Origin of the sequence: Micromonospora sp. NPDC005171 (genome assembly GCF_040608575.1) — a bacterium.
Classification (GTDB): Bacteria; Actinomycetota; Actinomycetes; order Mycobacteriales; family Micromonosporaceae; genus Micromonospora.
In genome coordinates, this window is record NZ_JBEXIM010000001.1 from 191884 (window position 1) to 204989 (window position 13106).

General features: G+C 72.7%; 13 protein-coding genes. 3 read left to right on the forward strand and 10 right to left on the reverse strand.

Going from position 1 to position 13106, the window contains the following annotated elements:
* Window positions 1–3: 3 nt before the first annotated feature.
* The 3 genes from ABZU74_RS00885 to ABZU74_RS00895 form a co-directional block, all read right to left on the reverse strand.
* Window positions 4–2364 carry a sodium-translocating pyrophosphatase gene (locus ABZU74_RS00885; RefSeq protein WP_355416740.1) on the reverse strand — a complete coding sequence of 787 codons (2361 nt, stop codon included), beginning with the start codon at window positions 2362–2364 and terminating at the stop codon, window positions 4–6.
* 315 nt (window positions 2365–2679) lie between these two features.
* Window positions 2680–3117 (reverse strand): ATP-binding protein, encoded by a 438-nt coding sequence (locus tag ABZU74_RS00890; protein WP_355416743.1) that lies wholly within the window; start codon window positions 3115–3117, stop codon window positions 2680–2682.
* Window positions 3114–3470, reverse strand: a complete 357-nt coding sequence (locus ABZU74_RS00895) for an STAS domain-containing protein (protein ID WP_179781807.1) — start codon at window positions 3468–3470, stop codon at window positions 3114–3116. The genes ABZU74_RS00890 and ABZU74_RS00895 overlap by 4 nt, the downstream gene beginning before the upstream one ends.
* Window positions 3471–3610: 140 nt before the next feature.
* Here ABZU74_RS00895 and ABZU74_RS00900 point away from each other — a divergent pair, with 140 nt between their 5' ends.
* The 3 genes from ABZU74_RS00900 to ABZU74_RS00910 all read left to right on the forward strand — a co-directional run bounded on the left by ABZU74_RS00900 (window position 3611) and on the right by ABZU74_RS00910 (window position 7161).
* Window positions 3611–6109, forward strand: coding sequence for a DEAD/DEAH box helicase (locus tag ABZU74_RS00900; protein WP_355416747.1), 2499 nt, complete (start codon window positions 3611–3613; stop codon window positions 6107–6109).
* A gap of 99 nt (window positions 6110–6208) precedes the next feature.
* A complete protein-coding gene (locus ABZU74_RS00905; RefSeq protein ID WP_355416750.1) occupies window positions 6209–6418 on the forward strand; it encodes a hypothetical protein in 210 nt (69 codons plus the stop codon).
* Between the two features lie 164 nt (window positions 6419–6582).
* On the forward strand, window positions 6583–7161 hold the full coding sequence (locus tag ABZU74_RS00910) for a hypothetical protein (RefSeq protein WP_355416753.1): 579 nt from the start codon (window positions 6583–6585) through the stop codon (window positions 7159–7161).
* A 515-nt stretch (window positions 7162–7676) separates the two neighbouring features.
* Here the strand turns inward: ABZU74_RS00910 and ABZU74_RS00915 are convergent.
* The 7 genes from ABZU74_RS00915 to ssd all read right to left on the reverse strand — a co-directional run bounded on the left by ABZU74_RS00915 (window position 7677) and on the right by ssd (window position 13057).
* The gene (locus tag ABZU74_RS00915) at window positions 7677–8096 is read right to left on the reverse strand and encodes an Rv3654c family TadE-like protein (RefSeq protein ID WP_355416756.1); all 420 of its coding nucleotides are present in this window, start codon (window positions 8094–8096) and stop codon (window positions 7677–7679) included.
* Window positions 8096–8491, reverse strand: coding sequence for a TadE family type IV pilus minor pilin (locus ABZU74_RS00920; RefSeq protein WP_355418183.1), 396 nt, complete (start codon window positions 8489–8491; stop codon window positions 8096–8098). Before ABZU74_RS00920 ends, ABZU74_RS00915 begins: the two co-directional genes overlap by 1 nt.
* Window positions 8492–8538: 47 nt before the next feature.
* Complete coding sequence (locus ABZU74_RS00925; protein ID WP_184180752.1) at window positions 8539–8706, reverse strand: DUF4244 domain-containing protein; 168 nt, start codon at window positions 8704–8706, stop codon at window positions 8539–8541.
* Between the two features lie 22 nt (window positions 8707–8728).
* On the reverse strand, window positions 8729–9313 hold the full coding sequence (locus tag ABZU74_RS00930; protein WP_355416759.1) for a type II secretion system F family protein: 585 nt from the start codon (window positions 9311–9313) through the stop codon (window positions 8729–8731).
* A gap of 140 nt (window positions 9314–9453) precedes the next feature.
* Window positions 9454–10749 (reverse strand): hypothetical protein, encoded by a 1296-nt coding sequence (locus ABZU74_RS00935; protein ID WP_355416762.1) that lies wholly within the window; start codon window positions 10747–10749, stop codon window positions 9454–9456.
* On the reverse strand, window positions 10746–11957 hold the full coding sequence (locus tag ABZU74_RS00940) for a TadA family conjugal transfer-associated ATPase (protein WP_355416765.1): 1212 nt from the start codon (window positions 11955–11957) through the stop codon (window positions 10746–10748). Before ABZU74_RS00940 ends, ABZU74_RS00935 begins: the two co-directional genes overlap by 4 nt.
* A complete protein-coding gene (gene ssd / locus ABZU74_RS00945; RefSeq protein ID WP_355416768.1) occupies window positions 11954–13057 on the reverse strand; it encodes a septum site-determining protein Ssd in 1104 nt (367 codons plus the stop codon). The genes ABZU74_RS00940 and ssd overlap by 4 nt, the downstream gene beginning before the upstream one ends.
* Window positions 13058–13106: the final 49 nt, after the last annotated feature.

A 13106-nucleotide genomic window follows, 5' to 3' on the forward strand; every position in this document is an offset into this window, starting at 1 on the left:
TGGTCAGGCGTTGACCGTCTCCGGGCGGTGATCCGTGCTGCCCGCGCCGGTGTTGCCATCGGCGTCAGAGTCGGACATCGCGATGCCCTTGCGCTTGCTGAACACCACCGACGCCACGATGATCGCCGTCGCGACCAGCGCGATGGTGACCCGTAGGCCGACGTTGCGATCGTCGCCGACGCTCCAGGCCACCACGGCGGGCGCGATCAGCAGCGAGACCAGGTTCATCACCTTGATCAGCGGGTTGATCGCCGGGCCGGCGGTGTCCTTGAACGGGTCACCGACGGTGTCGCCGATGACAGTGGCGGCATGCGCCTCGGAGCCCTTGCCGCCGTACGCGCCGTCCTCGACCAGCTTCTTGGCGTTGTCCCAAGCCCCACCGGAGTTGGACAGGAACACCGCCATCAGGGTGCCGGCACCGATCGCACCGGCCAGGTACGCCGCGAGCGCGCCGGGCCCGAGGCCGAAGCCGACCGCGATCGGCGCCAGGATGGCGAGCAGGCCGGGGGTCATCAGCTCGCGCTGCGCGTCCCGGGTGCAGATGTCGACGACCTTGCCGTACTCCGGGCGCTGGGTGCCGTCCATGATGCCGGGCAGCTCACGGAACTGCCGGCGGACCTCCATCACCACGGCACCCGCCGAGCGGGACACCGCGTTGATGGCCAGCCCGGAGAAGAGGAAGACCACCGCCGCGCCGATGATCAGGCCGACCAGGTTGCGCGGGTTCGCCACGTTCAGCGAGTTGAGGATCTCCGTCCCGACGTCGCCCACGCCAGCCGTCGCGTACGCGCTGCGGAGCGAGTCGGTGTATGAGCCGAACAGCGCGGTCGCCGCGAGCACCGCCGTGGCGATCGCGATGCCCTTGGTGATCGCCTTGGTGGTGTTTCCGACCGCGTCCAGCTCAGTGAGCGTGCGAGCGCCGTGCTCGTCGAGGTCACCGGACATCTCGGCGATGCCCTGGGCGTTGTCGGAGATCGGCCCGAAGGTGTCCATCGCGACGATCACGCCGACGGTGGTGAGCAGGCCGGTGCCGGCCAGCGCCACCGCGAACAGCGACAGCGTGATGGAGCTGCCGCCGAGGAGGAACGCCCCGAAGACGCCGGCGCCGATCAGCAGGGCCGAGTAGACAGCCGACTCCAGGCCGATGCTGATGCCGGCCAGGATCACCGTCGCCGCACCGGTCTGCGAGCTCTTGCCGATGTCCTGCACCGGGCGCCGGTTGGTCTCGGTGAAGTAGCCGGTCAGCGCCTGGATCGCGGCGGCCAGCACGATGCCGATGACCACCGCGCCGATGGCGACCAGCCGGGGGTTGCCGGGCGCGTCGGTGAGCCCGCTGTCGAACTCGCCGAAGGTCGCCGGGAGGTACGCGTAGGCGGCGATCGCCACCAGCACCGCGGAGAGCACCGCCGACAGGTAGAAGGCCCGGTTGATGGCGGTCAGGGCGTTGCGGTCGGTCGCGCGCAGCCGGGTGATGAAGACGCCGACGATCGCGATCAGCACGCCGATGGTGGAGATGATCAGCGGGAAGACCAGGCCCTCCTCGCCGAACGCGGCGCGGCCGAGGATCAGCGCGGCAACAAGCGTCACCGCGTACGACTCGAACAGGTCGGCGGCCATGCCGGCGCAGTCACCGACGTTGTCGCCCACGTTGTCGGCGATGGTGGCGGCGTTGCGTGGGTCATCCTCGGGGATGCCCTGCTCGACCTTGCCGACCAGGTCGGCGCCGACGTCGGCGGCCTTGGTGAAGATGCCGCCGCCGACCCGCATGAACATCGCGAGCAGCGCGGCGCCGAAGCCGAAGCCCTCCAGCACGGTCGGCGCGTCACCCCGGTAGAGCAGGACGACCAGCGCGGCACCGAAGAGGCCGAGGCCGACGGTGAAGAAGCCGACGACACCACCGGTTCGGAACGCGATCTTCATGGCCGCCTCGCGGCCGCCTGCTCGCTCTCTCGCGGCGGCGGCCACGCGCAGGTTGGCGCGGGTGGCCAGCCACATGCCGGCGCCGCCGATGAACGCGCTGAACAGGGCGCCCACCACGAAGAAGAGTGAGCGGCCGATCTTCACCGCGAGTTCACTGCCATCGGTGTCGTGCACCGGAAGCAGGAAGAGCAGCACGACGGCGATGACGACGAAGATCGCCAGGGTACGGAATTGACGGAGCAGGTAGGCCGAGGCGCCCTCCTGGACCGCCCCCGAGATCTCCTGCATTTTCTCGGTGCCCTTACCAGCGGCCAGCACCGTTTTCGTCAAGGCGGCAGCAAAACCGAGCGCCACCAGCGCGACGACCGCGGCGATGACGACGTAGGTGACATTGCTTCCGGTAAGGGAAAGCCCGCCGCCGTCGGCGGCCAAGGTCTCGGACATCTGTGTCCTCCTGTTACCGAACAATCGCGCCGGTGAGTGGAGACGCACTGACCGACGCCTGGATGCGGACTCGCAAGCGCGCGCCAACCCACCAGCGGACCAGCGATGACCACCCATACCCGCTGGCTGCGGGATGGGTCACTTGCTGACAACCCGGGTACTGTAGCCCTCCGCAGTGTTGGAGGTCACACCCAGGTGGCACCGTGTCGCGATGATCTTCGTCGCTGTGTTATGAAACGAAATCTGATATAGGGCCCGATCCATGCAAAGAAGGCCGCATCCCCAGCAGGGGACGCGGCCTACGCAGCGGAACCGTCAGCGGCCGACCGGCCACACCATCCGCACCTCGGTGCCGATGCCCTCGTCGACCGGGCGCACCTGCAGGTCCTCGACGAAGCCGGCGAGCAGCGCGAAGCCGACGCCAGTGGTCAGCGCCTCATCGGTGAGCGACTCGTTCGCCAGCTCGTCCGGCGGCAACGCGCTCAGACCGATGCCCGCCTCGATCGGCGCCCGATCCACCACCCGCACCGCGTACGAACCACCGTCGGACATCTCCACCAGCACCGGGTCAACCAGGCCGTACTGCCGGTGCAGGGCCACCGCGCGCGTGCACGCCTCACCGATGGCGAGGCGCACCTCGTCCAGCAGGTCCTCCCGGACCCCGGCACGCCGGGCCACGGCGACGCCGACCAGGCGGGCGGTGCGCACGTGCACCGGGGCGGGCGAGAACGAGAGCTTGACTGTCGCCATCACGCGCCGGCGCCCGCCGAGTCGGCGCTGATCGCCGCGTCGACCGTCGGGTGCAGCGGAAACACCTGGTCCAGGGCGGTGATCCGGAAGATCTTGAGCAGTGGCTCCTTGTCGCAGACCAGGGCGAACGAGCCACCGGCCGAACGGAGCCGCTTGAGCGCGCCGACCAGCACGCCCAAGCCGGTGGAGTCGAGGAAATCCACCCGACCGAGGTCGACCACCACGTGACGTGCGCCACCGTCGATCAGCTCGAGGAGTCGTTCACGGAGCCGGGGCGCGGTGTAGACGTCCACCTCCCCACCGACCTCGAGCACCGTGTGCTCGCCCACGGTGCGGGTCGCCAGTGACAGCTCCATCGGTCCTCCTCGCCAGAGCCGTAAACTCTCGTGGGCATCTAACCACTACCGCCGGGACGGCCTGCGGACGCCAGCGGAGGCTTCCCCTTACCCCGGTGTCCGACTTTTCATCTCCGAACACCAGTGCGAGAGTGCAGGGCGTGACCTCCAACGACTTCAGCTCCGCGCGCGGCACACCGCGCCACGACCTGAAGTCGTCGCCCGCGGCCACCGTATCCGCTGGTCCCGGCCCCGGGCCAGCGCCGGCCGACCTGCTGCGCCGGCTACGCGCCCGGGGCGCCGCCGACCCGGTCACCCACGTCGAACGGGTGCCGGCCCGCGCGGGGGTGCCCGCGCCGTGGCCGTCGTGGGCACCGGCGGAGCTGCGCACGGCGTTCACCGGGCGCGGCGTGGTCGCGCCCTGGCAGCACCAGGCCGAAGCCGCCAACCTGGCGTACGAGGGCACACACGTGGTCGTCGCCACCGGCACCGCGTCCGGCAAGTCACTGGCGTACCAGCTGCCGGCCCTGGCCACACTGCTCGCCGACCCCCGGGCCACAGTGCTCTACCTGGCGCCGACCAAGGCGCTCGCCGCGGACCAGTTGCGCGCCGTCGCCGCGCTGGAACTGGAGGGGGTACGCCCCGCCTGCTACGACGGGGACACTCCGCGCACCGAGCGGGAGTGGATCCGACGGCACTCCCGGTTCGTGCTGACCAACCCGGACATGCTGCACCACGGCATCCTGCCCGGGCACGCCCAGTGGTCAGGTCTCCTGCGCCGACTCGCGTACGTGGTGATCGACGAGTGCCACACCTACCGGGGCGTGTTCGGCTCGCACGTAGCGCACGTGCTGCGTCGGCTGCGCCGGCAGTGCGCCCGGTTCGGGGCCACCCCGGTGTTCGTGCTCGCCTCGGCCACCTCCGGCGACCCGGCCACCGCGGCCGGACGACTGACCGGCCTACCGGTGACGGCGGTGACCGAGGACGCCTCCCCCCGCGGCGGGGTGACCTTCGCGCTCTGGGAACCGCCGCTGCTGCCACCCGACTCGGGCTCCTCCTCCCCGGTGCCGCCGCAGGCGACCGGCGACGGCTCCTCCCCCTCGGAGCCGGGACGGGCGACCGGCGACGGCTCCTCCCGCTCGGCGCCCCCGCAGGCGACCGGCGGGCACGACGAACTCCGCCAGGTCCGCCGGTCGGCGCTGCGCGAAACCGCTGACCTGCTCGCCGACACGGTCGCCGAGGGGGTACGCACCCTCGCGTTCGTCCGCTCCCGCAAGGGCGCCGAGGTGGTGGCCGCCAACGCGCGTCGAGCGTTGGACGACGCGGTGCCCGGGCTCGGCGACCGGGTGGCCGCCTACCGGGGCGGCTACCTGCGGGAGGAGCGGCGCGAGCTGGAACGGGCCCTGCTGCACGGCGACCTGCTCGGCCTCGCCTCGACAAACGCGCTGGAGCTGGGCGTGGACCTGGTCGGGCTCGACGCGGTGCTGATCTGCGGTTACCCGGGCACCCGGGCGTCACTGTGGCAGCAGGCGGGCCGCGCCGGGCGTTCCGGGCAGGAGGCCCTCGCGGTGCTGGTGGCCCGGGACGACCCCCTGGACACCTACCTGGTGCACCACCCGGAGGCGATCTTCGGCGCGCCGGTGGAGGCGACTGTGCTCGACCCGGCCAACCCGTACGTGCTGGCACCACAGCTGGCCTGCGCCGCGGTGGAGGCACCACTCACCCCGGCCGACCTGGCGCTCTTCGGCGAGGGGGCGAAGGAGGCGGTCGACGAACTGGTCGCGGCGGGGGCGCTGCGGCAACGGCCCACCGGTTGGTACTGGCGGCACCGCGAGCGGCCCGAGGTGGACCTGCGCGGCGAAGGCGGCGCCCCGGTCGCCGTGGTGGAGTCGTCGACCGGCCGGCTGCTCGGCACTGTCGACGGCGGCTCGTCGCACTTCCTGCTGCACTCCGGCGCGGTCTATCTGCACCAGGGCGTGTCGTACGTGGTCGACCAGCTCGACCTGGCCGACGGTTGCGCGCTGGTGCACGCCGAGGAGCCGGACTGGTCCACCCACGCCCGCGACGTCACCGACCTGTCCGTGGTGTCGGTGCGCTCCTACGTGGACGCCGGGCCGGTCGGCATGTTCCTCGGTGAGGTGGATGTGACCAGCCAGGTGGTGTCGTACCAGCGGCGGCGTATCGCCACCGGCGAGGTGATCGACACCCGACCGCTCGACCTGCCCACCCGGGAGCTGCGCACGGTGGCGGTCTGGTTCACCCTGTCGCCGCAGTCGTTGGCCCTCGCCGGGGTCCAGCCGGCCGATGTGCCGGGTGCGCTGCACGCCGCCGAACACGCCGCGATCGGCCTGCTGCCGCTGATGGCCACCTGCGACCGGTGGGACATCGGTGGGCTCTCCACCGCGCTGCACCAGGACACCGAGGCGCCGACCGTCTTCGTCTACGACGGGCATCCGGGCGGCGCCGGGTTCGCCGAGCGGGCGTACGGGACGGCGGCGGCGTGGCTGCGGGCCACCCGGGACGCGATCGCGGAGTGCGGCTGCGAGACCGGCTGCCCATCCTGCGTGCAGTCACCGAAATGCGGCAACGGCAACAACCCGCTCTCCAAGCCGGACGCGATCCGGGTGCTCGACGTGGTGCTGACGAACCTGCCGGGCTGAGCAGCTTGCATGAATCCGCATGGCACGGGGCACAATGGCTTGGGAGCGCTTCCATCGATGCCCTTGTTGCTGATCGCCCCCCGTGCCCGAGGAGAAGCTGTGGCCGACACCATCGCCGAGACCGTCGACCTGCTCTACACCATCGACCAGGACAATCTCACCCTCGACCAGCAGATCGCGCTGGGGACGGCGCTGGCCGCCCTGGCTCAGGCGGAACGGCTGGAACAGATCAACGAGCGGCTGCGCGGCATCCACCAGGTGCTCAACACCTGGTCGCTGCGGGCCGCGACCTCCGTCGACAGTCGCTGAGATCGCCGGGAGTGATCCTGCAAGGGCACCAGTGATCACTCCGTGCTGGGTAGTCGTCCAACGGGCTCGACGGCTACCCAGCCGCAGCTGATCATGGACAGCAGGGGGCGCGACGGTTGTCGGGCTGTGCGAGACTCCGGCGCACCAACCCCAGAGGAGTTCAGATGCAGCTCGACAGCTTGCAGGGACAGCACCAGTTCCACATCCGCCAGCGACTGCGCATGATGGTCAACCAGTACGAGGTCCGGGCGGTCTCCCCGGACGGCACAGAGGGTGAGCTGCTGGCGTTCGCGCAGCAGAAGCGGCTCGCCTTCAAGGAGCAGGTGACCATCTACACCGATGACTCCAAGCAGCAGCCGCTGCTCGGCTTCAAGGCCCGCCAGCGCATCGACCTCGGCGCCACGTACGACGTCACCGACGCGGCCGGCAACCCGATCGGCCTGTTCCGCAAGGACTTCGCCCAGTCGCTGCTGCGGTCCACCTGGCACGTCGAGCAGGCCGGCCTGCCGCAGGTGACGGGCCAGGAGCGCAGCATGCCGGTGGCACTGCTGCGTCGGTTCGTCGACTCGCTGTCCTGGCTGCCGTACCACTTCGACTTCACCGCAGGCGGCCAGCCGGTCTTCACCGTGGTCAAGAAGTGGGGCCTGCGCGACAAGTACATCGTCGAGGTGCAGAACCCGCAGATCGACCGCCGCCTGGTCATCGCGATGGCCGTCGCCCTCGACGCGCTCCAGGCCCGCTGACACATCCGGCCCGGACCAGGGCTGTGCGGTGACCCTCAGCGGTCGTCGTCGCGGCCACCCACTCCTCGGCTGCCGGCCGGGACCTGGACCTTGACCAGTCCCGGCCGGCAGGCTGCCGGACCGCACTCCCGGGACGGCAGGCCGTTGGACCGCACTGCCACCAGGAGGCAGGCCGTTGGTGACTCGGCCCCCTGACTGGTCCGGTGGTGCCTCTGGAGCTGATGTCGTAAACGCATCGGCCTTGATGTCGTAACCGATTCAGCTCCACAGCACTCACCAATCCCACAAGGGCCCCTTGGTTCCTTCGACCACGCGCCAGCCCGTACCTCCGCTTGACGCTGCGACGCGGGCCAAGCCCCTCCCTCCACCGGCCAAGCCCTCCGCTGACCGCGCCCTCCGCTGACCGCGCCCTCCGCTGACCGCGCCCTGCCCTGGCGGGGCCCTGCCCTGGCGAAGCCCTGCGCTGACCGCAGCAGCGGGCGCGGCGGCGGTGACTAGAGACGCCACCGCGAGGGTCAGCCCCGCACCGGGCCGGCACGGGCGCGTGCCGCAGCCACCCGGGTCAGGCCGGGTAGTTGCGTGAACGCCACCTCGACTGTCACCAGCACGTCCAACCCGTCGAGGTGACAGCCGACCAGCCTGCCGTCGTTGCGACCGGCGAGGTCGGACGCGGACGCGCAGGCCACAGCGTCGCCGTCGAGCGCCCGTGCTGCCCCGGCCAGCGCGCCGAGGTCGGCTGCTACGGCCGCCCGCTGACTCGCCATTCCGGCGGCGACGATGGCGGCGCCAAACGTCCCGAACACCACGAAGACGAGCCCCATAGCCAGCAGCAGGACCGTCGCGCCACCTCGTTGCCGGTCCGGCCGGCCAGCAACGAGCCCTCCGGCAGCCGGTGGGTTGCTGGCGTGGCGCGGCGGATCGTCAGTTCGTGGCACTACCAAATCCCCTCGTGAGCGCCCGGTTCGACGGCCGCGACGGCGGTGGCGACCACGGTGATGCGCGGTAGCCGCCCGCCCAACGTCCGGACGGGTGCCCTTACCGTCGCGTGCGCCCGGTCGCCTTCGACGGACACCGACACCGCCGCCCCCGGTGGCGCCGCCCGGCCACCCTCCGCGCTGCCGTCCGCCCCCCGGGCGGCGGCGAGCGCCGCCTCCCGGGCCGCGTGCAGACAGCCCGCCTGCGCGCTGACGGCGTTGACCGCGGTCAGGCCGGCCAGCAGAAGCAGGAGCAGCGCCGGCAGGCCGGCCGCCAGTTCGGCGGTGAAGGACCCCCGGTCCCCACCAGCGGTCCGCCCGAGGACGCGAAGTCTGCGCCCGCCTCGTACCGCCAGCCCGGGAACGCTCGACCCTGAATCGTGGCCGGCCCGCCGGCGCCCGATCACTTCAGCGCCCGGTCGATGACGGCGGTCAGCGCCGACTGGACGTTGCCGGAGGTCAGCACCTTCAACAGGATCCCGGCGAAGGCGACCGCGGCGAGGGTGCCCACGGCGTACTCGGCCGTGTTCATTCCGGCATCGCCGTGCAGGCGAGCGATGAGTTTGCGCATGACTGTTTCCCTTCTCGATGGGTCAGAGCACATCGCCGAGAACGGCGACGATCACCGGCACGAGTCCGGCGAGAATGAACGCCGGCAGGAAGCAGAGCCCCAGCGGCAGGACGATGAGCACACCCGCCCGGCGGGCCGATGCCTCCGCAGCGGTGGCCCGGTCGGCGCGCAGGTCGTCGGCGAGCCGGGTCAGTGCGCCGGCCAGGGCGGCACCACTGTTGGCCGAGCGCAACGCCGCTGCGGTCAGGCGCTCCGCGCCGGGCACTCCGTCCAGCGCGGACCATGCCTCCGCTGGGCCGCCGCCAAGCAGCAACGTGCGGCCAACCCGGGCCAACCGGCCGGCGAGCGGCCCGTCCAGCGCCTCGGCGACGGCCAGCACCGAGCGATCCACCGGGGCGCCCGCCCGCATCGCTGCGGCCAGGAGGTCAGCGGCGAGCGGCAGGTCGGCAGCCTCCTGCTGCCGCCGCTTGCGAACAGCGGGCGGTTCGATCCGGCGCAGCAGGACATCGAGCAGGAACGCGGCCGGGAGAGCGCCGAGCAGCCCGATCCAGCCCTCGACGACGACGGCCACGGCGAGCCCACCCAGCACCGCCACGAGCCGGACCACGTCCGGGGGACGCCTGGTTGAGCTGGGCTGGCTCGTCGAGCTGAGCCGATCGGCTGAGCCACGTTGGCCCGCCGAGCTGGGCTGGCCCGTTGCCCTGCGTTGGCCCGCTGAGCTGGGCTGGCCACTCAGGCCCGGGGCGGTCATCCGACCCGCCCCGGTGTCGCGCCCAGCCGTTCCGCCCAGAGGAGGCCCACGACCTGCAGGGCGACCGCAGCGACCGCGCAAGCGCCGCCGACCGTGCTGTGCAGGAGCACCGCCATGGGGTCGACGCCAATGCCGTACCCGAGCCCGATCCCGCCGATCGGCAGCGCCGCCAGTAGCCAGGCCGTGGCCCGGGCACCGGCCGCCTGAGCCGCCGCTGCGGCCAGACCCCGGTCGGTGGCCCGAGCGTCCGCCTCGATCCGCTCGACGAGCTCCGCCAGCGGCGCGCCGGTCCGGTCGGCCAACCGCACCGCCGCCGAGGTCAGCTGACGTAGGCGGCTCGCCCCGTCACGCTCAACGGCCGCGACTTCGAGCGCGTGTGGGACGGGCAGGCCAGCCCTCAGGTCCGCCGCGAGGCCGCAGAGCTGGTCCAGCGCACGTCGTCGGCTCCGCTCGGCGCCCCGGTTCACTCGCCAACGCAGCACGGCGCGTACGGCCAGCGTGCCGTACCCGGCCATCGCGACCGCGGCCACCGGACCGCCGACCACGGCACCCACACCGCCGCCGAGCAGGCCGACCACAGGTAACACCCGGGTCGTCGATCGCGAGATGCGCTCCGAGAGCGGCGTACCCGGTGTTGTGCCGGTCGGGCCGACGCGCCCGTGGTCGCGGCGACCGGCGACGGCGCACCCGTCGACCAGCGCCAGCCCGCCCGCGTCGCCCCGACAGCCGACGTCCAGATCACCGCGGTGAGCGGCGGTTGCCGGGCCGGAGACGTCGTGCCGACCGCCCACGTCCACACCGCTGACACCGATCGTGACCGTGGCCGCCGATGCGGCAGGCCATTGTTTTGGACCGAGCAAGGCGGCCGGCTCGGGCCGGTCGGTGCCGGTCGGGCGTCGGGGATCTCGACGGGCCGGCGGGCGCGTCGGGCCCTCCGGACGGGTGAACCCGCCTGTCGCTGCCGGCCACCTCGGGCTGCGGGTGACGTCCCGGTCGGGCCAGCCGAGTGCCGTACGCCTTCCGCCGGAAGCCGCAGTGCCACCCGGCTCATCAGCTATGCCGGCACGATGGCCCGAGGCCGGGGCAGTGCCGGTGCCGCCCACCGGATCGTCCGGCTGGCGACCGAGTTCCCTGATCCACTGCACCAGGGCGTCATCCGGATCGACACCACCGTCCCTCCGTCCCGGCGTCAGCACACGACGTCGACGGGCTCGAATGCTCTGCACGGGCCAGGCCACCAGGGCAGCGGCGACCATGAGCAGCACCGCCACCAGCACCGTCTCGCCGGTCATGCCGGCCCCGCCGATCCGGGCCAGGGCTCGCTGAGGATGGGTGGCACCGCCACCCCACGCTCCCTCAGGAGCGCCCCGAGGGCGCGGGCGGCGAGCCCGAGTCCACTGCCGCGCACCCAGGCGGGCACCACGGTCACCATCCGTTCGGGCCCCTCGGGCAACAGCAGGCAGACCGACTCCAGGACGCGACCCTGATCGCCACGTCGTACCTGGAACAGCACCTGCAACGCGGCGGCCACCTGGGCGTGCAACGCGGCGCGAGGCAGCCCACCCAACATTCCGAGGGCCTCCAACCGGGCCGGCACGTCCGACGGTGTGTTGGCGTGCAGCGTGCCGGCGCCCCCGTCGTGGCCGGTATTGAGCGCGGCCAGCAGATCGACCACCTCACCGCCCCTGCACTCCCCGACCACCAGTCGGTCCGGGCGCATCCGCAACGCCTGTCGAACCAGGTCCGCCAGGCTGACCACGCCCGTGCCCTCCACATTGGCGGTACGCGCCTGGAGCCCCACCACGTGCGGATGCCCCGGACGCAGCTCGGCGGCGTCCTCCACCAGCACGATCCGTTCGGTGGCCGGCACCATCCCCAGCAGGGTGTTGAGCAGGGTCGTCTTGCCCGACCCCGTGCCACCGGTCACCAGGTACGCCAGGCGGGCCGCGACGACGGCGGCGAGCAGTGGCGCCAGCGGTCGCGGCACGGTCCCCTGGCGTACCAGCTCGTCGAGGGTGAAGGGCCGGTGCCGGAAGGTCCGCAGCGACAGGTAGGGGCCTTCGGTCGCCACCGGCGGCAGCACGGCGTGCAGGCGGGTGCCGTCGGGAAGTCGGGCGTCCGCGTACGGGGAGCCGTCGTCGAGCCGCCGCCCGGCACTGGCGATCAGTCGCTGCGCCAACCGGCGGACGTCCTCCACCGAGCCGACTGGCACAGCGACCTGGTGCAGCCCGGACCCGCGGTCGACCCAGACCCGAGCGCCGTTGACGAGGACGTCGGTGACCTCCGGGTCGGCGAGCAGCGGCGCCAGCGGCCCGGCGCCGACGAGGTCGTCGCGCACCCGGTCGGCGATCCGCAGCATGGCCGTGTCACCGAGCACCGCGGCGGTGGGCTCGGCCCGTACCGCGGAGACGATCGCCGCCGCGGTGACCGGGGTGGCGGCGGCGGCGATCCGCTGCCGTACCCGGGCGGCGAGCGTGCCGTCCTCCGGCCCGGCGCTCATGCCGCACCCGTAGCCGGCATGCCGGTGAGGTCGGTGACGATCCGTTGGCAGAGTGCTGCCAGCGGGCCCTTGCCCCCGGCGGCCGGCGCCTCGCCCCGTTCCAGCCCACGGCAGAGCCCCGGCTCGGGGCGCAGCGTGCCGGCCAGGGGAAGGCCCAGCGCGCGTGCCACCTCGGTGGCCCGCAGCCGCCCCGGGGCGGGCCCGCGCACCACCACCGAGAGCGCAGCGCAGTGCGGGGCGGCGGCGGCCACCACCCGAGTGGCCGCCGCGGTGGCACGCAGCTCGGCCGGTACGACGACGAACGCCTGGTCGGCGGCCTGCAACGCCACCACGGCCGCGTCGTCCAACTGCCGGGGCAGGTCGATCACCACGAAGTCCCGCCCACGCCGGGCCGCGTCGACGGTCGCCGCCATCGCCGTCGCCGGCAACGCCAGCATCTCGCCGCGGTCCCACGAGAGCACCACGAGATCACCGCGACTGGGCAGGGCCTGCACCAGCGCCGGGGCGTCCACCCGCCCGTCGGCGCTGGTGAGCGCCGGCCAGCGCAGGCCTTCCAACTGCTCCCAGCCCAGCACGAGGTCGAGGCCACCACCGAGCGGGTCGGCGTCGACCAGGAGAGTGCGCAGCCGGGCCCGGGCGGCTGTCACCGCAAGGCCACCGGCGAGCACGCTCGCGCCCGCACCGCCCCGACCACCAAGGACCGCGACGACCCGGGCGCCGACGCCGGCCGGGCGGTCCGGGTCATGGTCGGCGAACCGATCCACCAACCATGGCTCCGCGGCCGGCAGCATGGCGACGTGCTCGGCCCCGATCAGCTCGGCGATCTGCCAACCCGGGTCGAGTTGCCCGGCACGGCCGACCAGCACCAGCCGGGGCCGCTGCGGTAACCGGGCGCGCAGACACGCCTGCGCCTGATCGGCGCCGAGCAGCACCAGGGGTGCGGGAAGCCAGCGGGTACGGGCAGCCGCCGGGTCGCGGGCGAGCTCCAACTCGGTCCCGCCGACGGCGGCGAGCCGAAGCACATCGTCGAGCAGATCGTCGTCGCCGGTGACGACCAGCGGGAGCCGGCGGATCGGCGGAACCGTGGTATGGGGTGGCATCGCGGCCTCCAGCGGTCGGGCTCTGGTATGCCGCTGACCCTGCTCGGAA